This window comes from Mycobacterium venezuelense (assembly GCF_054919535.1).
The window spans coordinates 38407-64357 of sequence record NZ_JBONDW010000014.1 but is presented as its reverse complement, the minus strand read 5'-3'; the positions used below and the strand labels follow the sequence as shown (position 1 = coordinate 64357).

Genomic DNA, 25951 nt, shown 5'->3' with positions numbered 1-25951 from the left:
GATGAGCACAGCCGCCGAACGCGCAGCACACCTCGATCTTGTCGGCCGATTGAAGTCGGCCTATCCCGAAATCCCGGACGCCCCAACACCGGACCTGCTCGACCACGAGCGCTTCCTGGCCTACATGAAGACCGTCCACGACGTGGGCGGCGAGCCGGACGCTCCGATGAAGTACGAGAACAAGGACTACGAGTACTGGGAGCACATGACCTATGTGATGTGCGAGGTGCTCGGGTGGCGGGGAATCTGGCTGTCCGAGGAGCGCCGCCGGATCGGCAACGTCGATGTCGGGCGGGCTATCTACCAGGGGTTCCCGTACTACGGTCGCTGGCTGTGGGCCGTCGCGCGCGTCCTGGTGGAGAAACACCACATCAGCCTCGGCGAGCTCACGTCGCGGATGGCCGAGGTGAAAGGCCGCTACGAAGACGGCCTCAACGGCCGCAAGCTCGAGGCACAGCCGAAGTCGGAGGGCGACGGCTCCGACGTCAAGCGCAACGAGCACCACATCCGCGCCGTCGGAATCGGCGACCCACAGGTCTACGCCGGGCAGGCCGGGCCACCCAAGTTCAAGGTCGGTGACGCGGTCGTGGTGCGCGAGCTTCCGGTGCTGCTCTACACCCGCACCCCCGAATATGTGCGCGGCGCTCGCGGCGAGATCGCCGAAGTCACCTACGAGAGCCCGGCCGCCGAGGACGAGACGTGGGACCGCGCCGACGCGCCGCCGGAGTGGTTCTACATCGTGCGGTTCAACCAGTCCGAGCTGTGGCACGGCTACACCGGAACGACATCCGACACCCTGCAGACCGAGATTCCCGAGCGCTGGCTGGAGAACGCATGAGCGATCATCACGACCACGATCACAATCACGACCGCACGGTCAAGCCGATGGTCGACGAGATCACCGACTTCGAGGTGCTCGAGATCGCGCTGCGCGAGCTCTGCATCGAAAAGGGCATCTTCACGGCCGAGGAGCACCGCCACTTCACCGAGTTCGCCGAGCAGATCGGGCCGACGCCTGCCGCGCGCCTGGTCGCCCGGGCGTGGCTGGACCCGGATTTCAAACAGCTCGCGGTCACCGACGCGCTCGCGGCCAGCAAGGAGGTCGGGGTCGACTGGCTGGAGCCGACGGGCTTCGGCACACCGAGCGACTTCGTCGCGTTCAAGATCCTCGAGGACACCCCGACGCTGCACCACGTCATCGTGTGCGCGCTGTGCTCGTGCTACCCGCGGCCGATCCTGGGCAATTCACCGGAGTGGTACCGCACCCCGAACTACCGCAGGCGCCTGGTGCGCTGGCCGCGGCAGGTGCTCGCCGAGTTCGGGCTGTATCTGTCCGACGACGTCGCGGTCCGGGTCGAGGACTCGAACCAGAAACACCGATTCATGGTGATGCCCGTGCGCCCGGACGGCACCGAAGGCTGGAGCGAGGATCAGCTCGCCGAGATCGTCACGCGGGACTGCCTCATAGGCGTCGCGCTGCCCAAACCCGGTGTCACGACCAACGTCATCGTGGACACCCGGGCCGCGATCCATCCGGCGGGGTGACCGATGGGCGACGAGATCGCGACGCTCAAGCACATCGCCGAGCGCAATCAGGTGTGGCCCCGCATGGCCGCCAAGTACGGCGTCGAGAATCCGGTGCCGCCGTGGAAGTCGAGCCTGGACGGCTTGTGTGATGCCCTCGACCACTCGGCCTGCGGCGAGCAGGTGCTGACGTTCAAAGAGCGGCGCGACGAGGAGGATGCGCTGTCGGCGACGGTCTATGCCGATCTGCCCTATCCGGAGAATCAGCTCATGTCGTTGGCGCATTCGCTGCTGGTACGCGGCGTCATCGACGAGGCGGAACTGCAGCGGCGACTCGACGTGGTCAGGGCCCGGCTCGAAGCCTGACGAGCCCAGTTGTCACATGGGCCACTTGCGTACCCATTTTTGGGCACGCAAGGGATGCGGAGTACAGTGGCCCTCGATGTTGACTGTGCAGCGGGTGCTCCTTCTCGGACGCCGCGACGGGGTCTGATCCAGACTGGCCTCCCGTCGCGGGTTTTCGCGATGCGCCGGTCTGAATCCACAGGGTTGACGCCCAAGACTCCGGAGCAAATATCATGACCACCCCCGACATCTCTTCCGACGCATTCAATTCGGTACGCACCATCAACACGCCCGCCGGCGCACCGCACCCCACCCAGCCGTCCTGGAACACCCAGCGCGGGTCCTCGATGCCGGTGAGCCGGTACCGCAGCTTCGACGAAGAAGTCGAAGCGATCAGACTGCCGGACCGGACGTGGCCCGACAAGGTCATCGACACCGCACCGATGTGGTGTGCGGTCGACCTGCGGGACGGCAACCAGGCCCTGATCGACCCGATGAGCCCGGCTCGCAAGCGCCGCATGTTCGACCTGCTGGTGCGGATGGGCTACAAGGAGATCGAGGTCGGTTTCCCGTCGGCATCCCAAACCGACTACGACTTCGTCCGCGAGATCATCGAGCAGGGCGCGATCCCCGACGATGTGACGATCCAGGTGCTGACCCAGTGCCGGCCCGAGTTGATCGAGCGCACCTTCGAAGCCTGCCAGGGCGCGCCGCGCGCCATCGTGCACTTCTACAACTCGACGTCGATCCTGCAGCGTCGCGTGGTGTTCCGCGCCGACCGCGAGGCCGTCAAGAAGATCGCGACCGACGGCGCCCGCATGTGCGTCGAGGAAGCCAAGAAGTACCCCGGCACCAACTGGCGCTTCGAGTACTCCCCCGAGTCCTACACGGGCACCGAACTGGAGTACGCCGTCGAGGTGTGCAACGCCGTCAGTGACATCATCGCGCCCACCCCCGATGCGCCGCTGATCGTCAACCTGCCTGCGACCGTCGAGATGGCCACCCCGAACGTCTACGCCGATTCGATCGAGTGGATGAGCCGCAACCTGGCCCGCCGCGACTCCATCATCCTGAGCCTGCACCCGCACAACGACCGTGGAACTGCCGTTGCCGCAGCGGAATTGGGTTATGCAGCCGGCGCCGACCGGATCGAGGGCTGCCTGTTCGGCAACGGTGAGCGCACCGGAAACGTCTGCCTGGTCACCCTGGGCCTGAACCTGTTCAGCCGTGGCGTTGACCCGCAGATCGACTTCTCCAACATCGACGAGATCCGCCGCACCGTCGAGTACTGCAACCAGTTGCCGGTGCACGAACGTCACCCGTACGGCGGCGATCTGGTCTACACCGCGTTCTCCGGCAGCCATCAGGACGCCATCAACAAGGGCCTGGACGCCATGAAGGTATCGGCCGACGAGCAGGACTCAGACGTTGACGACATCCTCTGGCAGGTCCCGTATCTGCCGATCGACCCCAAGGACGTCGGCCGCACCTACGAAGCCGTGATCCGGGTGAACTCGCAGTCCGGCAAGGGCGGCGTGGCCTACATCATGAAGGCCGACCACGGCCTGGTGCTGCCGCGGCGGCTGCAGATCGAGTTCAGCCAGGTGATCCAGCACATCACCGACGGCGAGGGCGGCGAGGTCTCCCCGAAGGAGATGTGGGACGCGTTCAGTGAGGAGTACCTGGCTCCCATCACGCCGCTCGAGCGGATGCGGCAGAAGGTCGTCGCCGCCGAGGTCGACGGCGGGACCGACACCATCACGGCGATCGTGAAGATCAACGGCGAAGAGCGCGAGATCGTCGGCGCCGGCAACGGCCCGCTCGCCGCGTTCGTCGACGCGCTCGGCGCGGTGGGCTTCGACGTCAATGTCCTGGACTACTCCGAGCACGCCATGTCGTCGGGCGAGGAGGCGCAGGCCGCGGCCTACGTCGAGGCATCCATCGGCGGGCAGACCGTGTGGGGCGTCGGCATCGCGACGTCGATCACGACTGCATCACTTCGTGCCGTCGTGTCTGCCGTGAACCGGGCGGCGCGTGGTTAACTGACGATCGCGCAGGTTGCTGCGCGACCGTCAACTCAAGGAGTGACCCATGGACTGGGGCCCAACCTGGGATTTTCTCTGGCACTTCCTGATCATCTTCGCCTGGATCGCATACCTGCTTGTGCTGTTCCAGATCCTCGGCGACCTGTTCTGGCGGGATCACAAGACCTCCGGCTGGGTCAAGGCGGTCTGGGTCGTCTTCCTGATCCTGTTCCCATGGCTGACCGCGCTGGTGTACCTCATCGCGCGTGGCAAGGGCATGGCTGAGCGGGCCCGCGACGCAGCGCTGGCGGCGAAGCGTGACACCGACGCCTACATCCGCGAGGCGGCGGGCCGGTCACCGGCTCAGGAGATCGCCGATGCGAAAGCACTCCTTGAGGCGGGCACCATCACCGCCGACGAGTTCGAGGCGTTGAAAACCAAGGCGCTGCGCTAGGTTTCGCTTTCAGAACAACGTGTACTGATCACCGTCGACGGTGGTGTCGGTGAATTCCTCGACGTCGGCACCGCCGAGCACACGGCCGAGCAGGCCCATGAAGTCCTCGTCGGTGACCAGCGGGACACCCAGCTCACCGGCCTGATAGCCCTTGCCCTGCTCGGGCGTGGGCTCGTTGCAGATCACCAGCGACGTCTGCTGGTCCACCAGATCGCTGTAGGCCAGGCCGGCATGCAGGATGCGCTCGATGAGTTCCTCGTGCGTGCGTGCCACCTCGGCCGACAGCGCCACCCGCATGCCCTGTACGAGAGGCCGCCCCGGCACGTACGCGCCAGGGTTCACATACGGGCACGGCAGCCGTGAGGCGAGAACCTTCAGCGGCCGCAATTCCTCGTGTGTGATCAGTCCGTTGGGCCACCGGCGACGGCTGACCTGACGCAGGGGCAGCCACACTTTGCGTTCCCGGGCCCGCGCGAGGGTGGGCTTGAGGATCTGGGCGAGTACCTGGGCGTCGTCGAGTGCGTCGTGCGGCTTCATCTGGCTGACGCCCCAGTGCGCGGCCAGCGTCTCGAGCCGCAGGTTCTCGGTGCCGAGCTCGAGGCGGCGCGCGAGCTCCACCGTGCACATCACGCTGTCGATCGGCAGTTCGGCGCCGACGAGTTCCGCTTCGGCGGCGAGGAAGCTGTAGTCGAATCCGACGTTGTGAGCCACGAGGGTGCGGCCGCGCAGCACGTCGATCACGTCGCCCACGACGTCGCCGAAACTCGGCTGGCCCTCCAGCATCTCGGAGGTGAGCCCGTGCACGTGGGTGGGGCCGGGGTCGACTCCGGGGTTGAGGAGGGACGCGACGCTGCGCTCGACATTGCCGTCATCGGCCACGGCGAGCGCCGCGATGCTCACGATGCGAGCCTGGCCAGGCCGAAAGCCCGTGGTTTCCACGTCGACGACGGCCCACCCGGCGCCTGCAACGCCTGCCGGTCGGCCCCATGGGTGGCTCATAACCCGAGGATGGCACGGTCCTCCGACAACCTTGGATCGCAGCACCGCGTGTCGGGCCCCTAAAATCCCGGGAATGCTGACCGTCCGAGGGCGCGCCGCACTGGCAGCCGGAGCAACCGCACGCTGGGCGTCGCGGGTCACCGGCCGCGGCGCCGGCGCGATGATCGGCGGTCTGGTCGCGATGACGTTGGATCGCTCGATCCTGCGTCAATTGGGCCGAGACCGTCGCACAGTGGTCGTGACCGGGACAAACGGCAAGTCCACGACCACCAGGATGACGGCTGCGGCGCTGGCCACGCTGGGCCCGGTGGCGAGCAATTCCGAGGGCGCGAACATGGACGCCGGGCTGGTCGCGGCGCTGGCCGGCGCACGTGACGCCCGGCTGGCTGCCCTGGAAGTCGACGAGATGCACGTCCCGCACGTGTCCGATGCGGTCGATCCGAGCGTGATCGTGCTGTTGAACCTGTCACGGGATCAGCTGGACCGGGTCGGTGAGATCAACCACATCGAGCGCACCCTGCGGGCGGGGCTCGCGCGGCACTCCGACGCTGTGATCGTGGCCAACTGCGATGACGTCCTGATGACCTCGGCGGCCTACGACAGCCCCAACGTGGTCTGGGTGGCGGCAGGCGGCGGCTGGGCGAACGACTCGGTGAGTTGCCCGCGCAGTGGCGAGATCATCGTGCGTGAGGGCGGGGAAAGCCGGGGCTGGTACTCGACCGGTAGCGACTTCAAGCGCCCCAGCCCGCACTGGTGGTTCGACGACACCCACATCCACGGCCCCGACGGCCTGGTGCTCCCGATGACGCTGGCGCTGCCCGGCACCGTCAACCGCGGCAACGCGACGCAGGCCGTCGCGGCGGCCGTCGCACTCGGCGCGGATCCGGCCAAAGCGGTGGCCGCGGTGTCGCGGGTCGACGAGGTTGCCGGCCGCTACCGCACCGTCCAGGTCGGCTCGCATACCGCACGCATCCTGCTGGCCAAGAATCCTGCTGGCTGGCAGGAAGCGCTGTCGATGGTCGACAAGCACGGCGCCGGGGTGGTCATCGCGGTCAACGGTCAGGTGCCCGACGGCGAGGACCTGTCGTGGCTGTGGGACGTCCGGTTCGAGCACTTCGACGACACTCAAGTGGTGGCCGCCGGTGAGCGTGGCACCGATCTGGCGGTGCGGCTCGGGTACGCGGGCGTCGAGCATTCCCTCGTGCACGACACCATCGCCGCGATCGACTCGTGCCCGCCCGGCCACGTCGAGGTGATCGCCAACTACACGGCGTTCCTGCAACTGAATCGGCGGATCTCGTGACCCCAGTTCGAATTGGCTTGGTGCTGCCCGACGTGATGGGCACGTACGGCGACGGCGGCAACGCGGTCGTGTTGCGACAGCGGTTGCGGCTGCGCGGCATCGACGCCGAGATCGTCGAGATCACGCTGTCCGAGCCGGTGCCGGACTCGCTCGACCTCTACACCCTCGGCGGCGCCGAGGATTACGCCCAGCGGCTGGCCACCAAACACCTGATCCGCTACCCCGGTTTGCAGCGCGCGGCCGAGCGCGGTGCGCCCGTGCTGGCGATCTGTGCGGCGATCCAGGTGCTCGGTCATTGGTATGAGACCTCGGCGGGTGAGCGTGTCGACGGCGTGGGGCTGCTCGACGTCACCACCTCGCCACAAGAGGCCCGCACCATCGGCGAGGTCGCATCCAAGCCGCTGCTCGACGGGCTCACCCAACCGCTCACCGGGTTCGAAAACCACCGTGGCGGAACGGTTCTCGGGCCCGACGCGCGACCGCTGGCCGCCGTCACCAAAGGCGCGGGCAACCGCGCGGGCGACGGGTATGACGGCGCAGTGCAGGGCAGCGTCGTCGCCACCTATCTCCACGGCCCGTGCCTGGCCCGCAATCCCGAGCTCGCCGACCATCTGCTGTCGCGGGTCGTGGGCGAGCTTCCGCCACTCGAGCTGCCCGAGGTGAACCAGCTGCGCCGCGAACGGTTGGCGGCGCCGCGCCGGGTCTAGGACCCTAAACCCGCACAACCGTGACGCCCGCGTCTTCGAACGGGCGCACCTGCTCATCGCCCGCGGTCGAGTCCGTCACGAGCGTGGCCCCTGGCGGAATGGGCGCCCAGGCATGGAACGGGCGCTGACCGAGTTTCTCGGCATGCGCGAGCACGTACACCTGACCGGCCCGCTCGATCATGATCTCTTTGAGCCGGGTCTGCACGAGTTCGGCTTCGCAGATTCCGAGGTCGGCGGTGACGGCGTCGGCGCCGAGGAAGGCACGATCGAACGTCAGGCGCTGCAGCGTCGCTTCGGCGAGCGGGCCGATGAAGCCCTGGCTCAGATGCCGCAAGGTCCCGCCGATGCACTCGACCCGGACGTCGTCGGCGTCGGCCAGCGCTTCCAGCACGGTCAGCCCGGCCGCCACCACGACGAGGTCGCGCCGGTCGGTCAGGAAGGGTCCCATCGCGCCCACGGTGGTACCGGCATCGAGCAGGATCGTCTCGGCGGACTGCACCTGGTCGGCGGCCCACCGCGCGATCGCGCGCTTGGCGTCGAAGCCCTCCAAAGCCCGTTGGCGCAGCGAGGATTCCGGTTGCTGGTCCAGCGGAATGGCCCCGCCGTAGGTACGCGCGATCAAGCCCTGCGCGGTGAGCTGGCTCAGGTCGCGACGAATGGTGGACGCCGTGACGCCGAACTGTGCCGAGAGCTCCTCCACACTGGCCAACCCGATTGACCTGGCAAGCCGCACTATCTCGGAACGGCGGGCCTGCGACTCACGGATGGCCATGTGTTTACCCGGTTACCTCACAGTCGCTGTGCTGGTTGCCAGCTCCGTAGCCTGGCGGAGCGCCTCGATCATACTGCCGTGCTCGGCGATTCCTTTGCCGGCGATGTCGAACGCCGTGCCGTGGTCCACCGAGGTGCGGATCACCGGCAATCCGACGGTGATGTTCACGCCTGCCTCGATGCCCAGTACTTTCACCGGGCCGTGCCCCTGATCGTGGTACATCGCCACGATCAGGTCGTAATCGCCGCGCCCGGCCAGGAAGAACGCGGTGTCGGCGGGCAGTGGGCCGTGCACGTCGACACCCTCGGCCTTGAGTTTGTCGACGGCCGGGATGATCTTCTGCTCCTCCTCGCCGTAGCCGAACAGGCCGTTCTCACCGGCGTGCGGATTGATGCCGCACACCCCGATCTTGGGGTGCGCCAAGCCCGATCGCACAAGCGCGTCATGACCGCGGCGGATGGTGCGCTCCACCAGACCCGGCTCGATCCTGGCTACCGCGTCGATGAGCCCGATGTGGGTGGTGACGTGGATGACCTTCAGTTTCGGGGTGGACAGCATCATCGACACTTCGTCGGTTCCGGTCAGATGTGCGAGCAGCTCGGTGTGTCCCGGGTAGATGTGCCCGGCCGCGTGCAGCGCCTCCTTGTTCAGCGGCGCGGTGCAGATCGCCTGCACCTCGCCGCGAACCGCGAGTTCGGCTGCCACCCTGATGTATTCGTACGCGGCGTTACCCGCGACCGCTGACAGCGTGCCCCATTCGAGGTCGGCGGGCAGCAGGTCGAGGTCGATGACGTTGATGACGCCGGGTTGCGGGACCGCCTCTCCTGGCGAAGCGACGGTGTTGATTCGCGCGTCGATTCCGAGGATGTCGGCGGCCTGGCGTAACCGCTTGGCGTCGCCGATCACCACGGGGTTGCAGCGGGTCAGCACGTCGTCGTCGAGCAGTGCCGGCACCACCACTTCCGGGCCGACGCCGGCACCGTCACCCATGGTGACGGCGATGACGGGGAGTTGGGGCGATGTCATGAGTCTTCCTCATTTCGTTGGGTGAGGTAGCGGACGATGGCGGCCAGACTGTCGGTGTCACCGAAGCTGCCGGGGCGCGTGACGACGCGCCGGCCATCGGGGGCCACGGAAACCACAGCGCCGTGGTGGATTTGATGCACTGGACGCAGGGCGGTGATGCCGATCGCGTCGACGACGGCCCTGGCCGTTTCACCGCCCGTGAGCACCAGATCGGGCAGCGTATGGGCCTGCACGGTCGCGACGAACGCAGCGAGCGCACGCGAAACGCCTGACGCCTCAACCGGTTCCACCGCCCCGCCGACCGTGACCACGGCCGCGCCGCGCTCCAGCGCCCGGTGTACCGGTTCGGGGTCGGCCTTGTCGTGCAGTAGCGCGCGGGAGTCGATCACCACGGTCGCATGCCCGTCGGGGTCGAGCGCGCCGATCTGGTTCTGCGCGACGGGGGCAGCGGTACCCACCACGGTCAGCACCGCACGCGCGGACCGTCGCGGGATGCTCGGCATCGGGGCGACCGGCAGGGTACGCGCGACGGCGGCCGTCAGCGCCGCGGTTCCGACGAGCTGGACTCCCGGACCACTGGCTTCGACGATCCCATCGAGGTCCGCATCGGTGGCGGCGTCGCAGATCGTGATGCCGGCCAGGCCGTCGAACAGTTCGGCGACGGTGCGCGGTGGCCTGCCGAGTTCGGCGTGCCAGGCGTCGGTTTCGTGCAACGGCGTATCGCCGAGATACAGCACACCCCCGGCGGTGCGACGCTGCAAGGCAGGCAGGGCGACGGCGACCGTCACCGGTCCACGTTCGGCGAGCACCACGACCTCGGCGCGAATGTGCCCGCGCAACAACGAGTCGATCTTCTTGACGACGCGGGTGCCTGCCGGGACACCGTCGAGCGCTTCGCCGACCGTGCGCATGGCGTCGGATTCGGTCATGGTGCGGGTGTTCAGGTCGACGACCGTCACACCGGCCGCATTCGGACCGTCGCCCAGGCGCAACACCAGGTCTGTTTCGCGGCCGAGGAAACCTCCGGCCACCTCGGCGGCACCCGAGAGATCGTCGGCGAGCACACGAATGGGTGTCATGGCAGTGACACTCCAGCGCATTGCACGATCGTCTGCCCGGTGATGCTCGCGCCGTACGGGCCGAGCAGGAATCCGATCAGTCCGGCGACCTCGTCGGGCCGCACGAAACGCCCCATGGGCGGAAGCTTCGGCGGTGTGTTGCGGCGGGCCGGGTCGCTGAGCATCGGGGTGTCGGTCGGCCCGGGTGCGACGACATTGACGGTGATCTGCCTGCCGACGAGCTCGGCCGCCCAGGACCGGGCCATGCCGACGAGCGCGGATTTGGTTGCGGCGTACTGGCTTTTACCGGCATTGCCGGTCATGGTGCGACTTCCGACCAGGACCACACGGCCACCATCGCGTATGCGATCGGCCAGCGTGTCGACGAGCACCTCTGCCGCCGCCACGTGCACGCGCCACATCGCCAGCCCGTCATCGACGTTCAACTTGCCCAGCGTGGCCGACCGCTGCAAGCCCGCGGCATGTACCACCGCGTCGACCGGACCAACCGGGCCAAGAGTGTCACGCAGCTGGCCGAAGTCGTCGAGATCGGCCGCGAGCCAGTCGAATCGGTCATGCCTCGACGCAGGGTCACGGCGGCTCACCCCGATCACGTGCCAGCCGTCGTCGAGCAGGTTGCTGACGGTGGCCGCACCGATGCCCGAGCTCGCACCGGTGACCACGGCCGTCGGCGGTGTGGTCATCCGCTGACCCAGTAGTCGGTGAGCTCGACGTACTCGATGGCCTGGCGGAAGCGCGTGAACGCGATGTGGAACCGGCCGCCCGCCGCGGTGATCGTCGGATACGAGAACTCGCGGTTGAGCCCGTCGCGGGAGTTGTTGGACAGGCAGTAACCGTCGCCGATCTCGATGTTGCGCCTGACCGGCCAGGTGAGGCCGGCATCAGCCGAGATCGCCAGGGTCATGGGTGCCCGAGGTGCGCCCCAGAACGCGCGGCCGAGGTGCTCGTTGGGCTGCGCGGGGGCAAGTGCCGCATCGGCCAGACCGTCATCGTCGATCTCGTCGTACAGCGAGGTGCGCCGGTCGGTGGCGTCGTCGGCGCTGGACTCGTTGAACACCAGGGCAAGCCGATCATCGGGCAGCACCACGAACTGGATGGAGGAGTTGTTGTTGGGCAGCTCGGTGCCCACCGGTGCGGTCCACGTCTCGCCGTCATCGGTCGAGGTGCTGCGATAGATCGCGTCGGCCCAGCGGCTGCGGTAGAGCGCGACAAGGGTTCCGTCGGAGAGCCGGCCGATATTCATGTGCACGCACCCGGTGCTGCCGGGCACCACGACCTCGCGCCAGGACTCGCCGGCGTCGTCGGAGATCATGACGGCGCTGTAATCGTGGTCGCCGACCCATTTGTGGCCCGGCACCTTCACGCAGTGGAAGACCGGCAACAGCAGGCGGCCACTCGGGAGCGTGACGACGGGTTGCCTGATAAACACGCCGCCCTCGTCGGTCTCGGGTATGAGCGTGTGCACCGGACCCCAGCTCGTGCCGCCGTCGGTCGACACCCGGCGCAGCACGCGCGCGGTGTCCTGATTGCCTGCGTGCTGTGAGGTCCACATCAACCAGACCGCACCGGATTCGGTCACGTGCAGCACCGGGTTCTGCTCGGACCGGGTGGGATCGTCGGACAGCTGCACCGGTGACGACCAGGTGTCGCCATCGAGCCGCGACATCCACACGCTGATGTCCGGAACGCCTTCCTGGGTACCCGCGAACCACACGCATGCGAGCGATCCGCCGGGCAGGACCGCGAGATTCGCCGCATGGTTCTGGACCTGCGGGGCCGGGAGCAACGCCTGGCGGCGGCCGGGTTCCTCGGTCGGGCGGACAGCGCCGTTCGTGGTGGTCAGTGACGTGTTCATGAGTGCAGCGACACCGCCGTCAGATCGTAGGAATTGGTGGGCCGCAAGGCGATACCCTCGATGCGGGTCCGACGCGCAAGTACAGCCTTCGGCACGAACGACCACAGCATCGGGCAGGTGTCCCAGATCCGTCGCTGTGCGTCGGCGAGCAGTTCGGCGCGGCGTTTGGGGTCGGGCTCCTCGGATGCCTGGGTGATGATCGCGGTGATCTCGGGGAACACGTAGCCGTGGTAGCTGTCGCGGGTCGCTTCCTTCTCCGCCGTTCCGGCGTACATGCCCTGCATGATCGTCAACGCGAGGCCCGTGGGGCTGGGGAAGCCGTTGCCGAGGATGTCCCAGTCGCCGGCCTTGCCTTGCCGCCACTGCATGATGTCGCCGCCCGGTTCGAACTGCTGCAGCCTCGCCCGCACCCCGGCGGCACCGAGCATCTGGACAACAGATTCCATGATGTCGGTGTCCGCGGCGAATTCGCCGGATTCCCAGATGATCTTGAGGTCCAGATCGTGGATACCGAGCGCATCCAGTTCGGCGCGGGCGCGCAGCGGGTCGTAGGTGTATTCACCGGTTTCGATGGCTCCGTCGAGGGTCAGCGGGATGACCCCGCGCGATGCGGTGGCCGAGCCCTGCATGACCTCGTCGATGAGCGATCTGCCGTCGATCGCGTAGGTCAGGGCACGGCGCACGCGGGCATCCGCGATCGGATGCCCTTGCGGTTTACGGAAATTGAAGAACAACTGGTTGAGACGGACCCCGTCGACCCGGTCGATTGCCACACCTGACAGGCCGTCCAGCTGGTCGGCCGAGTCGGGTGTGATCGAGTCGATCACATCGATGTCTCCGCTGCGCAGCGCGACAACACGACTGGTCTCGTCGGGGATGAACCGCACCCGCACCGACTCGACATGCGCCGGTGTACCCCAGTAGTTTTCGTTTCGCACCAGCGTGTAGGTACCGGCCCCGCGGTTGCTTTCGGTGACGATGTACGGGCCCGTTCCGACCCCGCTCTGCAGCTCTTCTGGCTTGTTCGCCGCGGCCGGGGTGACGAGGATGTTCGACATGAGGTAGTCCAGCACCGGGACCGGTCGCACGGTGTTGAGCGTGAAACTGGTGTCGTCGATCGCCTCGACCGTGGGGAACTCCGGGAAGAAGCCGGCCACGAATGATCCGTCGACTTCGCTGTACATCTTGAGCGCCGTCGCCACATCCTCGACCCGCACCGGCGATCCATCGGAGTACCGCACTCCGGGGCGCAGGCGGACGTACCACTGCGTGGGCGAGGTGAGCCTGAACTGGTCCGCCAGGACGAGTTGCGGGCGCAGGTCGCGGTCGATCGCGGTGAGCGCCTGCCGAACCCCGCGTTGCACGGTCAGTGCGGCGTCGAACTGGTTGAGCTTGTTGTCGAGGCTCACCAGCGACCGGTTGAGGCCCAGGCTCATCGTGGTTGGTCCCGGGGTGCCGGTCGGGGTTGCGCAGCTTGCCAGCGACCCGCCGAATGCCAACCCGGCACCGGCCAACAGACTGGACCGAAGCAGCGTGCGGCGCGAGAACTGCTGATCCAAAAGGGATTTGGTCACCGTCGGCCTCCAGGCTGCAAACAGGGTCGGTGTGATCGTTGACACACTCGACTTTAGCCGCGTTGCGCATAGCGCGCAAGTCTCAACAAGTACTTGCGCACAATACGCAACCGTGCCATTGTGAGCTGTGTAACAGAAAGGTCGACGATGAACTTTTCGCCACTGCATCCGGGCGTGCGATGACCCAACAGCTCATCGCAGCGCCCGCACATACCGTCACGGGCCGGTTGGCGTCGGCCGCACTGCCGCGCTACATCGCAAAACGCCTCGGTCAGAGCGCACTCGCGGTCTTCCTCACCCTCACGACAGTGTTCGTCCTCATCCGGTTGGCGCCGGGAGACCCGGCATACGCCATGGCCGGACCGTTGGCGACCAGCGAGGACATCGAACGCATCCGCAGCACCATGGGCCTGGACCAGTCGGTCTTCATCCAGTACCTGCGCTACCTGCAGGGCCTGCTGCATCTCGACCTAGGCACGTCGTACTCGTTCCAGGCGCCCGCCTTCGACGTGGTGCTGGACCGGCTGCCGTACACCATGACGCTCGCGATCGCCTCGATCCTGCTGACCACCGTGGTGTCGGTGCCGCTCGGGGTGTGGATGGCGCGCAACGCCGAGACCCGACGCGAACTCGGCGCCAACGCGATCACGATCGCCGGCCAATCGATGCCCGACTTCTGGACCGGGCTCATGCTCATCACAGTGTTCGCGGTAGTGATCCCGATCTTCCCGACCGCAGGGTTCGCGACCTGGTCGAGCCTGGTCCTGCCGACCGTGACGATCGCGATATTGCAGATCGCCTTGATCTCCCGGCTCGTGCGCCGCGAGATGCTCGGTGCGTTCACGTCGCCCTACGTGACGGTCGCCCGTGCGCGCGGTGTCTCCGAACGTGAATTGATCTGGCGGTACTCGATGCGCAACTCCGCCATTCCGGTGCTGACCGCGCTGGGCACGCGCTTCGCCTCACTCCTCAACGGCGTGGTCGTCGTCGAGGTCGTGTTCGCCTGGCCCGGTGTCGGCTCGCTGGTGGTGCGTGCGCTGGAGACCCGCGACTATCCGCTGATCCAGGCGACAGTGCTGGTCACCGCGGTCCTCGCGGTCCTCGTCCAGCTCATGGTCGACCTCTGCTATCCGCTGCTCGATCCGCGGGTTCGGCTCGGGAAAGGAACTGCCAAGTGACCACCGTCATCGCACCGCCCGCCGAACCGCGGCCGTCGGCCGTCACGCCGCGCGACATCGCCCGCGCCGGCGCAACGCGCCGGGAACGCGACAGCCGGGTCAAGATCTGGGTCGGAAGCCTTTGCACCCTGCTGGTCATCCTGCCGGTGGCGTTCGCCCGGGTGCTGCCGCTCCCCTCCCCCGACGCCACCCATCTCGGGGAACGACGGCTGCCGCCGCTCACCGACGGGCATCTGTTCGGCACCGACCAACTCGGCCGCGATCTGCTGGCCCGCGTGCTCTACGGCGGCCAGGTGTCGCTGGCCGTCGGCATTCTCGCCGTGGTGGTCTCTGGCCTGATCGGTCTGGCTCTCGGCGCGGCGGCCGGTTACTGGGGCGGTTGGGTCGACGCCGCGGTGAGCCGCCTGCTGGAGGCGCAGCTGTCACTGCCGCTGCTGATGATGCTGCTGCTCGTGGTCGCGTTGTTCGGCCCGTCCATACCGGTCATCACGTTCGTCATCGCGATCGCCCAATGGCCGGAGATCGCGCGCCTGACCCGGTCGCTGTGCCTCGTCGAACGCGAAAAGCCTTACGTCGCAGCGGCTCGCGTACTGGGCCTCGGCGGATTCGCGATCCTGCTGCGGCACGTGATCCCCAACGTCGTCAAGCAGGTATCGCTCGTGGTGCTGCTCCTCCTGGCGCAGGCCGTGCTGCTGGAAAGCGCGCTGAGCTACCTGGGCGCCGGGCCGCAGCGACCCTTCGCGACCTGGGGCCGGATCATCTCCGACGGCCAGGATTACGTCACCACCTCATGGTGGTTGGTCACCCTGCCCGGGCTTGTCATCGCGCTGTTGGTGATCGGGGTGAATCTGCTCGGCGACGGTTTGCGCGACCGCCAGGGTGGATTCAAATTCGGTCTGTTCAAACGACTTCCGCTCTCCAAGAAAGCAGGTTGAGCATGGGAAACCTACTGACGGTCGACGAATTGCAGGTTGAGTTGATCACCGCAGGTGGGGTGATCCGCGCTGTCGACGGGGTGTCGTTCGCCATGGACGCCGGCGAAACCGTCACGATCATCGGTGAATCCGGCTCCGGAAAATCCACCACGGCGATGGGCATACTCGGCTTACTGCCCGCTGATCTCGCCGTGCTGTCGGGACGAGTCTCGTTCCAGGGCGCCGACATTCTCGGTGACACGAAGGCGCTCGAGAAGGTCCGGGGCCGCCACATCGCACTCGTACCCCAGGATCCGATGACCGCGTTGAGCCCGGTGCACAGCATCGGGTCGCAGTTGCGCGACGCGATCCGCCACAGCGGGGTCAGCGGCAAATCCCGCGAAACCGCAAGGGCCGTCGAGCTTCTGGAGCAGGTTCGGATACCCCGGCCGGAAACCCAGCTGGGCAAGTACCCGCATCAGCTGTCCGGTGGCATGCTGCAACGCGTGCTGATCGCCACCGCACTGGCCGCAGGCCCCGAACTCATCGTCGCCGACGAGCCGACCAGCGCGCTGGACGTCACCGTGCAGGCCAGCATCCTCGATCTGTTGCTCGAAGTGCAGGAGACCACCGGTGTCGGCATCCTGCTCATCACCCACGATCTCGGCGTGGCCCGGCTGATGTCCGATCGCATCCTGGTGATGAAAGACGGCCGGTTCGTCGAGACCGGTGGCGCCGAGGACCTCATCTGTCACCCGCGCAGCGATTACACCCGTAAGCTGCTCGCCGCCGTCCCCCGGCTCGGTGACCACGTTCGACAGGGAGTTCCGGCATGACAACACCGCTGCTTTCGGTCGAGAACCTCGTCGTCGAATACCCCGTGGCCGGAGGTGTTTTCCGCGCGGTCGACAAGGTGAGTTTCGACGTGCCGAAGGGCTCCACGCTCGCCGTCGTCGGCGAATCCGGGTGCGGCAAGTCGACGATCGCCAAGGCGATCGTCCGGCTGGTGACTCCGACCTCGGGCCATATCCGCGTGGACGGGGTCGACATCGCACAGCTCTCCGAACGCGCGCTGCGGCCGTACCGGGCGCGTATCCAGATGGTGTTCCAGGACCCGTACGGATCGCTGGATCCGCACCTGAGCGCCGTCGACATCGTGTCCGAGCCCTTGCGGCTCAGGGGTGTTCGTAGCCGGGCCGATCGTGAAAAGCGGGCTGCCGAGCTGATCGACCGGGTCGGCCTGCCCTCGACCGCACTACAGCGCAAGCCCGCCGAGTTCTCCGGCGGTCAACGGCAACGCATCGGCATCGCCCGCGCGCTCGCGAGCGAACCTGAGCTGCTGGTGTGCGACGAGGCCACCAGCGCGCTCGACGTGTCGGTGCAGGCGCAGGTGCTAGAGCTGCTGCGCGAGATCAAGCGCGACACCGGTTTGACCTACCTGTTCATCTCGCACAATCTCGGCGTCGTCCGCGAGATCAGCGACACCATCATCGTGATGTCAGCCGGGACCATCGTCGAAACCGGCGTGACCGCAGACGTTCTGGCGCATCCGGCCGAACCCTACACTCAGGCGCTGCGGGCGGCCGCGCTCGATCCGACCACCATGACCGGCGTCAAACCCCGGCACCTGCTCAAAGGAGTTGCTTGATGCTCGACCTCGGCCCACTCGTTCTCGGCACCATGACATTCGGCGATACCGTCGGTGCCGACGGTGCCGCGCCGATGCTCGACGCCGCGCTCGATGCCGGCATCACCCACATCGACACCGCCAACGGTTACGCCGGCGGTGAGTCCGAGCGCATGCTGGCCGAACTACTGCGCGGCCGTCGGGACAAGGTCACGCTGGCCACCAAGGCCGGCATCCCTCACCCGGACGCCGGCGACCATGCACCACTTTCGGCGGCCGGGCTGCGCGCCGCCATCGACGGCAGCCTGGCGCGACTGCAGACAGATCACGTCGACCTGTTCTACCTGCACCAGCCCGACCGCGCGACCCCGCTCACCGAAACCCTCGGCACCATCGCCGAACTCGTGCGCGAAGGCAAGATCGGCGCACTGGGCGTGTCGAACTACGCGGCATGGCAGATTGCCGAGCTCAACCACGTCGCCGACGCCGTTGGTGCGCCACGACCGGTTGCCGCACAGCAGCTCTACAACCTGCTGGCCCGGCGTATCGAGGACGAGTACGTCGAGTTCGCCGCCGTGACCGGCCTGACCACAGTCGTCTACAACCCGCTCGGCGGCGGTCTGCTGACCGGCAGGCATTCGTTCGACACCGATCCCGCCGAGGGCCGGTTCGGCGATTCGCGTCTGGCCCAGATGTACAAGCAGCGTTACTGGAACGCGGCGATCTTCGAAGCGATCGAGGCACTCGCCGTGGTCGCCGACAAGGCCGGGCTACCACTCACCGAGCTCGCCCTGCGCTGGCTGGTGTCCAAACCGGCGACCGGACCGATACTGCTAGGCGGCTCGAAAGTCAGCCACCTGCAATCGAATATCGCCGCGGTGACGAAGGGTCCGTTGGCCGACGACGTCGTCGCGGCTTGCGATGATGTGGGTTCCGCACTGCGCGGCCCGATGCCCAACTACAACCGATAGGTATCGATCGATGCGTGCACAGGAATTCGCGGCCCGGCTCCGGGACCGGCAACGGCTGCTCGGGTACTGGTCGGTGATCGACAGCCCGGTGTCCACCGAATGGCTCGCTCACGTGGGCTGGGACTACATCGCGCTCGATCTGCAGCACGGCCTGATCGGCTACTCGGGCATGGTCGCCGGGCTGACGGCGATCGACGCGTCCGGCTCGGCAGTGGGCATGGTTCGCGTGGAAGCCAACGACGCCACCGCGATCGGCCGCGCACTCGACGCCGGGGCGGCAGGCGTCATCGTCCCGATGGTCGACGATGCCGAGGCGGCGGCGCGCGCGGTGGCGGCCGCGACATATCCACCGGCCGGCATCCGCTCCTACGGGCCGATGCGTTCACAACTGCGGATCGGGCCGGTACCCGCCGACGCCAACCGTGACACCGTGGTGCTGGCGATGATCGAAACACCGGGCGGTCTGGCCAATGTCGAGGAGATCTGCCGCGTGCCCGGGCTCGACGGCGTCTATGTCGGCCCGTCGGATCTGCGGCTGGCGATCGGAGGGGCGACCTCGCAGGATCCTACGGTCGCCGACGAGTTCGAGGCAGCCATCAAACGGATCCGCGTTGCCGCGGAGAACGCCGGGATCGCCGCGGGAATCCACAATGCCGACGGGGCGTCAGCTGCCAAGCGGCTGGCCGAGGGCTACACCTTCGCGACCGTCGCGTCCGACCTGGTCCATCTCAAGCAGGCGTCGGCCGCGCATCTGAAGGCCGCCAAGGGCGAATAGCCCTTGACGCTCACACACTGTCGCCCAAGCCCGCGAGCAATGCCTGCCTGCTGGCCCGCACGTGTTCGCGCATCACCCGTTCGGCACTGTCACCGTCCTTGGCGATGATGAGGTCCAACACGACGTGGTGCTCCCGGTCCGACTGCAGCGGACGGCCGGGCTGGCTGAGCGACGTGTGGACCAGCCGTGCGTAGGCGAGCTGGTTCATGAGCATGCGGTAGTGCGCCTCGAGCTTGTTGTTGTCGGCGCCGACGATCAGCAGGTCGTGGAATTCCTCGACGAGTTCGGCATAGCGAGCCCGGTCGTCATTGGCGACGGCATGGTCGGCCTGGCGGAGGTTTTCCTCGAGCTTGTCGATCTCGGGTACCCGGCCGCGCTGCGCCAGCAGCCGGGCCGCTGCGCCCTCGAGCAGCTCCTTCATCTGGAACAACTCGGTGATCTCGCGTCGCGACGGCGTGGTGACGAATGTGCCGACGCGTGGCCGGATCTCGATGAGGCCTTCGGTCTGCAGCTGCTTGAAGGTCTCGCGGACCGGGGTGCGGGATACCCCGAACTCTTCGGCGATCGCAAGCTCGGAGATGTTCACGCCCGGCGAGATCTCCCCGGCAATGATCCGGCGGCGGATCTCCTCGATCAGCCGACCTTGAATCGACCCATTACTGCTGCTCACCGCCACTCCCTACGTCGCTATCCCAATGCGGGCAAGCTGCCGCCATCGAAGAACCTACCGGCGCTGTAGACCATCGGGTGACGATCGCCGACCGAAGCGTGGACCACCCGGCACATGAAGACAGTGTGGGTGCTCGCCTGCAGCCGTTCGCGAATCTCGACCTCCATGGTCGCGGCGCTGCGGTCGATCAGCGGGCTGCCGAACGGCCCAGGGCTCCAATCGAGGCCGGAGAACTTGTCGTCGGACTTCACCGCGAAGCGATTCACCACGGCGAGTTGGTCGGTCGACAGAATGTTGATCGCGAGATGGCCGGCGCGGAAAAGACAGTCGTGGGTCGACGAGGTGTGTTGGACCGCGACCATGACCGTGGGCGGCTCCAGCGAGATGCTGGCGAACGCGTTCACGGCGAGGCCGCGAGGCTTGTCCCCGTCCAACGCCGTTACGACGGTGACCCCGGTGACGAACTGCCGATTGACCCGCTTCATCAGGTCCAGGTCGGGCACTACGGGTGCGCTCACCGGTCCTGCCCCACCGCGATGATGCCCAGCGCGGTCAGCAGCGCACGGGGATCCCAGGTCACGTGCTCTTCGACGATTCGGTCGTTTTCGAAGCGCGCGAATGTTGCACCGCTGACCTCGACCTGGCGTTTGGTGGCGGGCACGCCGAGGAACGAGTGTTCGTGACTGCCCGTGCTGTGCCACCGGATGGCGGCTCGGTCGCCTTCCACCACCACCTCGTCGACGACCGTCAGCAGATCGGGGAACGCCGAGCGGGTTGCGGTGATCGAAGCCTTGAACTCGTCACGCCCATGGCTGGTTCCGGTACCGCTGATTCGCCGGTACCCCCCGGCGAGCAGGTCGTCGAATGCGTCCACGTCGCCCCGGTCCCACGCCGCCTCCCACGCGGACGTGATGCGGGCGCGGCGGGAATCGTTGTCGGTCATGGCTTTTCCTTTCGGCTAATCGTCGATGAGTTCGACGAGCGGAGTCTGCGGCGTCGTGTGGCGGTTGTCGGCGATCAAGTCCTTCCAGAACGAGACGGCCAGACAGGCGATGATGATGAGGAACGGCAGCGACGCGACGATCACGGTGTTCTGCAGTGCGTTCAGACCGCCCGCGAACATGAGCACCACCGCCGTGATGCCGGTGAGCACACCCCACAAAACGAGCACACTGCGCCGCGGTGTCAGGGTTCCGTCGCTCGTCATCATGCCCAGGACGAAGGTGTTCGCGTCCGCACCGGAGATGAAGAAGATGAGCACAAGCAGGATGGCGACGACCGAGGTCACCGATGCGAGCGGGAAATGTGCCAGCGTCGCGAAGAACGCACTGTTGATATCGGCCGCGGTCTGCTCGCCGATATCCCCGCCCTCGAACATGTCGACGTGGATGGCGGTCCCGCCGAACACCGTGAACCAGGTGAAGAAGACCACGCTCGGCACCACCAGAACGCCGACGATGAACCCCCGAATGGTGCGACCCTTCGAGATTCGGGCCAGGAACACCCCGACGAAGGCGCCCCATGACACCCACCACGCGAGCATGAAGTAGGTCCACCACTGCATCCATTCGAGGTCGCCGAAGGCCGTGCCCTGCAAGCTCATCCGGAAGAAGTCGGTTGCCCATGTGCCGAGCGACTCGATGTAGAGGTTGGCGATGAACACGCTGGGCCCGACGACGAGCATGAAGACGAACAGCGCCACTGCCATGACCGTGCTGCCCTGGCTGAGGAACTTGATGCCCTTGCTCACCCCCGTCACCGCCGACAGCGTGAATATCGCGGTCACCGCGGCGATGATGACGACCTGGGTGGCATTGCTGACCGGGATACCGAACAGCGAGAAGAGGCCGTTGTTGACCTGAAGTGCGCCCAGCCCAAGGGAAGTCGTGGTGCCGAACAGCGTCGCGAACACCGCGAGGACGTCGATCAACGTACCGATCGGCCCGTTGACCCGATCGCCGAGCAACGGGGTGAACAGCTGGCTGACCAGCGTGCGACGCCCCATGCGATACGTCGAATAGGCGATGGCGAGGCCGAAGACCGCGAAGATCGCCCAGGCGTGCAGGCCCCAGTCGAAGTAGGAGTACTGCAGTGCCCGCACCGCGGCCTGCGGCGTGCCGGGCTCGGCGAGCCCGTGCGGTGGCGTGGTCAGATGTGAGATCGGTTCGGCGACACCGTAGGACACCAGGCCGATGCCCATCACCGCACTCAAGATCATCGCGAGCCAGGTGATCGTCCTGAATTCCGGTCGGTCGGTGTCCTTGCCGAGGCGCGTATCGCCGTACGGGCTGAACGCGAGGAAGACCAGGAACACCAGGATGGCCAGCGTCACGACCAGGTAGAGCCAGCCGAAGCTGCCCGTCACCCAGTTGAGCGACGCGGCCGTCACCTTGTTGAGGTTCTCGGTGAACAGGACGGCCCATGCGACGAACACGGTAGAGATCGCCACCGACGACCAGAAGACCGAACCGAGACGCCCAGATGGTCGGGGCGGTTTATCCGCGGCTGCGGGCGCAACGGGCGTTGCACTGAGGTCACTTGTCATGGGGAGCTCCCGGGAACGTCGCCGAGCAAGTACTGGCATACAACAGAATGTAAGCGCAGTCACAAAGCAGTGTCAACGGGTTGCTCGTCGCACGATTGCCGGGCGCCCACCGGAACTGCGTTTTTACTGCGAATTTACGCCGCCTCAAGCCATCCGGACACTGTCCGGCCGGCTAGCGCACCGCGAACGCTTGACCTACATCACAGTCGCAATCTATCGTCTGTGGCATGCAAGAGCGCATCTCTGGCGCGAGCCTTGGACTCCGCAAGGTCGTGGTCTACCGCGAAACGGTGATGACGGAGGCCGGGGTGCGACCCGCCTGTCCGGCCCTGCAAGCCAGCGTCGCCGCCGTGGTGCGCAACCCGTGGGTGGGCACCGGCCCGGCACGTGACCTGTCCCCGGAGGTGGCCCGCATCGCGCCGGTGTTGGCTCAGTTGGTGACCCGCCGACTCATCGACACGCTCGGCGGCGTCGACGCTGTCGAGGCATTCGGCAAGGCCGCGATCGTCGGGCTCGACGGCGAGATCGAGCACGGCGGCGCCCTGATCCACACGCCGTACTTCGGCAACTTGATGCGCGAGTTCCTCGACGGCGAATCGATCATCTGCTTCGCCGACGCCCGCGCCGATGCGGGCGATCCGCTCGTGGTCCCGCTCTGGCACAAGACCCACGCCGCGACGCGCAGCCACTATCAGACCGTGAGCACCCGGGTGCCCGACGGTCCGCGCGCCGACGAGATCGTCATCATCGCCGCCGGATCAACGGGCCCTCGGCCCCATCCCCGCATCGGGGACCGCACCACCGACCCCGCCGTCACCGTCAAGAGTCTGGAGAGTGTCCTGTCATGAAACTGCGCAAGATCGTCACCGTGGTCGAGGAGATCCGCACCGAGGGTGGTCGTGAGGTCAATCCGCCGGCACGCGTCGCCATCGTCGCCGCTGTGATCGAGAACCCCTGGGCTGGCCAGGGTTTCGTGGAGGATCTGGCGCCCGGCATCGACAGCACCGCGTCCGACCTCGGCGCCCTGCTGGCACCGCTGGTACTCGAGGCGCTCGAAGAGCCCGCCGAGGCCTACGGCAAGGCCGCGATCGTCGGGCTCAACGGCGAGATCGAGCACGGCTCGGGCCTGATCCACACGCTGAAGTTCGGCGACCACTTCCGCAAGGCCGCCAACGCCACGACGCTGCTGCCCGCGGTCGAGAAGCGCGGCCCTGCGGGTGTCATCTTCGACATCCCGCTCAAGCACATCACCGACGCCACCATCCGGTCACACCATCAGACCGTCGAGGTGCGCATCGCCGACGCTCCGCATGCCGACGAGATCGTGATCGCTCTCGCCGCCGCGTCGCAGGGCCGTCCGCAGCAGCGCCTCGCACCGCTCAGCAGCGAGAAGTAAGCCGATGTCCCGGCCGACGCTTGTGTTCCTGCACGGAGTGGGCTTGGACCACACCGTGTGGGGCCCGGTTACCGAACGGTTGCCCGGATTCGAGGTCATCACGCCCGACCTGCCCGGGCACGGGGCCCGGCCGGCCGCTCCCGCGGGAGTGACGTTGGCGGACTTGGCCGATGGCGTGGCCGACGAGATCCCGGCCGGGTCGCACCTGGTCGGGTTCTCCCTCGGCGCCCTCGTCGCCCAGCACCTTGCGGTGCACCGCCCGGATCTGGTGGCGTCATTGACGTCGGTGAGCTCGGTGTGCCGGCGCACCGACCAGGAGCGGGCCGCGGTCCTCGGCCGGCTTCGCACGGCTGAGCAGGATTTCGCCGCGAGCGCCTCAGCGTCCCTGCGCCGCTGGTATGACGGCACTGACGTCGACCCCGAGCACGTCGCACGCACGGAAGCGACGCTACTGGCGAACGATCCGGCGAGCTTCGTCAACTGCTACCGCGTATTCGCCACCGCGGATGCCGAGATCGCACCACAGTTGGGCAGTATCGGCGTGCCCGCGCTCGCGATCACCGGATCCGACGATCCCGGCTCCACCCCGGAGATGACCTATCGGCTCGCGGCGGCCATACCCGGGTGCGAAGCCGTCGTCGTCGCCGGTGCCCGCCACATGCTCCCGGTTCAATGCCCACGCGAACTCGCCGACGCACTCACTTCTTTCATCGGAAGGTCCGTCCATGTCTGACCCCCGCAAACTGCAACACTTCATCGGCGGCGAACCGGTCGCCCCGTCGTCCGGGGAGTACTTCGAGAGCACCAACCCGGCGACCCGCGAGGTGCTCTATCAAGCCGCGCGCGGCAACGCCGCCGACATCGATGCGGCCGTCGCGTCGGCCGCCGAGGCCTTCGACGACCCGCGGTGGCGCGATCTGAGCCAGACCAAGCGCGGGCATCTGTTGCGCCGTCTCGGTGACCTGATCGGTGAGCACGGTGAGGAACTCGCACGCTCCGAATCGCTCGACAACGGAAAGTTGTTGCGCGAGATGCGCGGCCAGCTCACGACGCTGCCCGAGTATTACTACTACTACGCCGGTCTGGCCGACAAGATCCACGGCGAGGTCATCCCCACCTCGGACCGGCAGGTCCTCAACTACACGGTGCGCGAGCCGCTCGGCGTGGTCGGCGCGATCACGCCGTGGAATTCACCGCTGACGCTGACCACCAGCAAGCTGGCCCCGGCGTTGTGTGCCGGAAACACCGTCGTGATCAAGCCGTCCGAGTACACGTCGGCGACCGTGCTCAAACTGGCCGAGCTCGTGATCGAGGCGGGATTCCCGCCCGGTGCGGTCAACGTGGTCACCGGATTCGGAGCCGAGGCCGGCCAGCCGCTCGTGGATCACCCTGGGCTGGCGAAGATCTCGTTCACCGGCAGCACCGCGACCGGGTCGCGTATCGCGTCGGCGACGGCGGGCCGGTTCATCGGGTCGACGCTGGAGCTGGGCGGCAAGTCCCCCAACATCGTGTTCGACGACGCCAATGTCGCCAACGCCGCGACGGGTGTGGTCGCGGGAATCTTCGCGGCCGCGGGACAGACCTGCATCGCGGGCAGCCGGGTGTTCGCGCAGCGTGCGATCTACGACGAACTGCTGGAACGCGTGACCGAGCGGGCCCGCAGCATCCGTATGGGCAATCCGCTCGACGATGCCACCGAACTCGGCCCACTGGCCTTCGAGGACCAGCGCGACAAGGTCGCCTCCTATGTCGAGCTGGGCCGCAGCGAAGGTGCCCGGGTGCTCACCGGTGGCCGCGCGACCGACGCCGGTTTGGGCGGATTCTTCTATGAGCCAACGGTGCTCGTCGATGTGAACAACCAGATGCGGGTGGTCCGCGAAGAGATCTTCGGCCCCGTCGCGGCGATCATGCCGTTCGACACCGAGGACGAGGTCGTGGCTTTGGCCAACGACACCGAGTACGGCCTGGCCGCGGGCGTGTGGACGACCAACCTGGCCCGGGCGCACCGCATGGCCGGGCGCCTCGATGCCGGCACCATCTGGGTCAACACCTACCGGGCGATGTCACCGATGTCGCCGCGGCAGGGGTTCAAGAGCAGCGGCGTCGGCGTCGAGCACGGCACCGAGACCATGAAGGAATACACCCGCCTCAAGAGCGTGTGGATCAACACCAACGAGGGCCCGGTGCCCGATCCGTTCGTGATGCGGAGCTGA

Annotated in this window: 28 protein-coding genes; 17 read left to right on the top strand and 11 right to left on the bottom strand. The window is 67.1% G+C overall.

Annotated features, from left to right (window positions below):
- Position 1 precedes the first annotated feature (1 nt).
- From ACRCUN_RS22140 to ACRCUN_RS22120, 5 genes are all read left to right on the top strand, one after another.
- Positions 2 to 838, top strand: a complete 837-nt coding sequence (locus ACRCUN_RS22140) for a nitrile hydratase subunit beta (RefSeq protein ID WP_462143773.1) — start codon at positions 2 to 4, stop codon at positions 836 to 838.
- Complete coding sequence (gene scnC / locus ACRCUN_RS22135) at positions 835 to 1545, top strand: thiocyanate hydrolase subunit gamma (RefSeq protein WP_462143772.1); 711 nt, start codon at positions 835 to 837, stop codon at positions 1543 to 1545. Before ACRCUN_RS22140 ends, scnC begins: the two co-directional genes overlap by 4 nt.
- A 3-nt stretch (positions 1546 to 1548) precedes the next feature.
- Positions 1549 to 1890 carry a thiocyanate hydrolase gene (locus tag ACRCUN_RS22130; RefSeq protein WP_462143771.1) on the top strand — a complete coding sequence of 114 codons (342 nt, stop codon included), beginning with the start codon at positions 1549 to 1551 and terminating at the stop codon, positions 1888 to 1890.
- Positions 1891 to 2102: 212 nt separating this feature from the next.
- Complete coding sequence (gene leuA, locus ACRCUN_RS22125; RefSeq protein ID WP_462143770.1) at positions 2103 to 3911, top strand: 2-isopropylmalate synthase; 1809 nt, start codon at positions 2103 to 2105, stop codon at positions 3909 to 3911.
- A 49-nt stretch (positions 3912 to 3960) separates the two neighbouring features.
- Positions 3961 to 4347, top strand: coding sequence for a PLDc N-terminal domain-containing protein (locus ACRCUN_RS22120; protein WP_067851742.1), 387 nt, complete (start codon positions 3961 to 3963; stop codon positions 4345 to 4347).
- 9 nt (positions 4348 to 4356) lie between these two features.
- Here ACRCUN_RS22120 and ACRCUN_RS22115 read toward each other — a convergent pair whose 3' ends face one another.
- Positions 4357 to 5346 (bottom strand): DEDDh family exonuclease, encoded by a 990-nt coding sequence (locus tag ACRCUN_RS22115; RefSeq protein ID WP_462143769.1) that lies wholly within the window; start codon positions 5344 to 5346, stop codon positions 4357 to 4359.
- A gap of 73 nt (positions 5347 to 5419) precedes the next feature.
- On the opposite strand from ACRCUN_RS22115, the gene ACRCUN_RS22110 reads away from it, so the two are divergent.
- Positions 5420 to 6649, top strand: a complete 1230-nt coding sequence (locus ACRCUN_RS22110; protein ID WP_462143768.1) for a MurT ligase domain-containing protein — start codon at positions 5420 to 5422, stop codon at positions 6647 to 6649.
- Positions 6646 to 7356: a type 1 glutamine amidotransferase gene (locus ACRCUN_RS22105; protein WP_462143767.1), complete on the top strand. Its 711-nt coding sequence runs from the start codon at positions 6646 to 6648 to the stop codon at positions 7354 to 7356. Before ACRCUN_RS22110 ends, ACRCUN_RS22105 begins: the two co-directional genes overlap by 4 nt.
- Positions 7357 to 7360: 4 nt before the next feature.
- Here ACRCUN_RS22105 and ACRCUN_RS22100 read toward each other — a convergent pair whose 3' ends face one another.
- From ACRCUN_RS22100 to ACRCUN_RS22075, 6 genes are read right to left on the bottom strand one after another with little or no spacing between them, the layout of a single operon-like run.
- Positions 7361 to 8128, bottom strand: coding sequence for a DeoR/GlpR family DNA-binding transcription regulator (locus ACRCUN_RS22100; RefSeq protein ID WP_462143766.1), 768 nt, complete (start codon positions 8126 to 8128; stop codon positions 7361 to 7363).
- A 12-nt stretch (positions 8129 to 8140) separates the two neighbouring features.
- Positions 8141 to 9154: a 4-hydroxythreonine-4-phosphate dehydrogenase PdxA gene (pdxA, locus tag ACRCUN_RS22095; RefSeq protein ID WP_462143765.1), complete on the bottom strand. Its 1014-nt coding sequence runs from the start codon at positions 9152 to 9154 to the stop codon at positions 8141 to 8143.
- Positions 9151 to 10233, bottom strand: a complete 1083-nt coding sequence (locus ACRCUN_RS22090; protein ID WP_462143764.1) for a four-carbon acid sugar kinase family protein — start codon at positions 10231 to 10233, stop codon at positions 9151 to 9153. The genes pdxA and ACRCUN_RS22090 overlap by 4 nt, the downstream gene beginning before the upstream one ends.
- Positions 10230 to 10916: an SDR family NAD(P)-dependent oxidoreductase gene (locus ACRCUN_RS22085; RefSeq protein ID WP_462143763.1), complete on the bottom strand. Its 687-nt coding sequence runs from the start codon at positions 10914 to 10916 to the stop codon at positions 10230 to 10232. Before ACRCUN_RS22085 ends, ACRCUN_RS22090 begins: the two co-directional genes overlap by 4 nt.
- Positions 10913 to 12088 (bottom strand): sialidase family protein, encoded by a 1176-nt coding sequence (locus ACRCUN_RS22080; protein ID WP_462143762.1) that lies wholly within the window; start codon positions 12086 to 12088, stop codon positions 10913 to 10915. Before ACRCUN_RS22080 ends, ACRCUN_RS22085 begins: the two co-directional genes overlap by 4 nt.
- Positions 12085 to 13662 carry an ABC transporter substrate-binding protein gene (locus ACRCUN_RS22075; RefSeq protein ID WP_462143761.1) on the bottom strand — a complete coding sequence of 526 codons (1578 nt, stop codon included), beginning with the start codon at positions 13660 to 13662 and terminating at the stop codon, positions 12085 to 12087. The genes ACRCUN_RS22080 and ACRCUN_RS22075 overlap by 4 nt, the downstream gene beginning before the upstream one ends.
- A gap of 242 nt (positions 13663 to 13904) precedes the next feature.
- Between ACRCUN_RS22075 and ACRCUN_RS22070 the strand changes: the two genes are divergently transcribed.
- Genes ACRCUN_RS22070 through ACRCUN_RS22045 form a run of 6 tightly spaced genes read left to right on the top strand, consistent with a single transcriptional unit; the run spans position 13905 to position 19127 of the window.
- The gene (locus tag ACRCUN_RS22070; protein ID WP_462143897.1) at positions 13905 to 14840 is read left to right on the top strand and encodes an ABC transporter permease; all 936 of its coding nucleotides are present in this window, start codon (positions 13905 to 13907) and stop codon (positions 14838 to 14840) included.
- A complete protein-coding gene (locus ACRCUN_RS22065) occupies positions 14837 to 15775 on the top strand; it encodes an ABC transporter permease (RefSeq protein ID WP_462143760.1) in 939 nt (312 codons plus the stop codon). The genes ACRCUN_RS22070 and ACRCUN_RS22065 overlap by 4 nt, the downstream gene beginning before the upstream one ends.
- Before the next feature lie 2 nt (positions 15776 to 15777).
- On the top strand, positions 15778 to 16590 hold the full coding sequence (locus ACRCUN_RS22060; protein WP_462143759.1) for an ABC transporter ATP-binding protein: 813 nt from the start codon (positions 15778 to 15780) through the stop codon (positions 16588 to 16590).
- Positions 16587 to 17402, top strand: coding sequence for an ATP-binding cassette domain-containing protein (locus tag ACRCUN_RS22055; protein ID WP_462143758.1), 816 nt, complete (start codon positions 16587 to 16589; stop codon positions 17400 to 17402). The genes ACRCUN_RS22060 and ACRCUN_RS22055 overlap by 4 nt, the downstream gene beginning before the upstream one ends.
- On the top strand, positions 17402 to 18352 hold the full coding sequence (locus ACRCUN_RS22050) for an aldo/keto reductase (RefSeq protein ID WP_462143757.1): 951 nt from the start codon (positions 17402 to 17404) through the stop codon (positions 18350 to 18352). Before ACRCUN_RS22055 ends, ACRCUN_RS22050 begins: the two co-directional genes overlap by 1 nt.
- A 10-nt stretch (positions 18353 to 18362) precedes the next feature.
- Complete coding sequence (locus tag ACRCUN_RS22045; RefSeq protein ID WP_462143756.1) at positions 18363 to 19127, top strand: HpcH/HpaI aldolase family protein; 765 nt, start codon at positions 18363 to 18365, stop codon at positions 19125 to 19127.
- 10 nt (positions 19128 to 19137) lie between these two features.
- Here ACRCUN_RS22045 and ACRCUN_RS22040 read toward each other — a convergent pair whose 3' ends face one another.
- From ACRCUN_RS22040 to ACRCUN_RS22025, 4 genes are read right to left on the bottom strand one after another with little or no spacing between them, the layout of a single operon-like run.
- The gene (locus ACRCUN_RS22040; protein ID WP_462143755.1) at positions 19138 to 19797 is read right to left on the bottom strand and encodes a GntR family transcriptional regulator; all 660 of its coding nucleotides are present in this window, start codon (positions 19795 to 19797) and stop codon (positions 19138 to 19140) included.
- A 17-nt stretch (positions 19798 to 19814) separates the two neighbouring features.
- Positions 19815 to 20315, bottom strand: a complete 501-nt coding sequence (locus tag ACRCUN_RS22035) for a flavin reductase family protein (protein WP_462143754.1) — start codon at positions 20313 to 20315, stop codon at positions 19815 to 19817.
- Complete coding sequence (locus ACRCUN_RS22030; protein WP_067851711.1) at positions 20312 to 20740, bottom strand: ester cyclase; 429 nt, start codon at positions 20738 to 20740, stop codon at positions 20312 to 20314. Before ACRCUN_RS22030 ends, ACRCUN_RS22035 begins: the two co-directional genes overlap by 4 nt.
- Positions 20741 to 20755: 15 nt before the next feature.
- Positions 20756 to 22342: a BCCT family transporter gene (locus ACRCUN_RS22025; protein ID WP_462143753.1), complete on the bottom strand. Its 1587-nt coding sequence runs from the start codon at positions 22340 to 22342 to the stop codon at positions 20756 to 20758.
- Positions 22343 to 22569: 227 nt separating this feature from the next.
- Here ACRCUN_RS22025 and ACRCUN_RS22020 point away from each other — a divergent pair, with 227 nt between their 5' ends.
- The 4 genes from ACRCUN_RS22020 to ACRCUN_RS22005 are packed head-to-tail and all read left to right on the top strand — an operon-like array spanning position 22570 to position 25951.
- The gene (locus ACRCUN_RS22020; RefSeq protein WP_462143752.1) at positions 22570 to 23190 is read left to right on the top strand and encodes an amino acid synthesis family protein; all 621 of its coding nucleotides are present in this window, start codon (positions 22570 to 22572) and stop codon (positions 23188 to 23190) included.
- A complete protein-coding gene (locus ACRCUN_RS22015; RefSeq protein WP_067851705.1) occupies positions 23187 to 23738 on the top strand; it encodes an amino acid synthesis family protein in 552 nt (183 codons plus the stop codon). Before ACRCUN_RS22020 ends, ACRCUN_RS22015 begins: the two co-directional genes overlap by 4 nt.
- A 4-nt stretch (positions 23739 to 23742) precedes the next feature.
- On the top strand, positions 23743 to 24471 hold the full coding sequence (locus ACRCUN_RS22010; RefSeq protein ID WP_462143751.1) for an alpha/beta fold hydrolase: 729 nt from the start codon (positions 23743 to 23745) through the stop codon (positions 24469 to 24471).
- Positions 24464 to 25951: an aldehyde dehydrogenase gene (locus ACRCUN_RS22005; protein WP_462143750.1), complete on the top strand. Its 1488-nt coding sequence runs from the start codon at positions 24464 to 24466 to the stop codon at positions 25949 to 25951. Before ACRCUN_RS22010 ends, ACRCUN_RS22005 begins: the two co-directional genes overlap by 8 nt.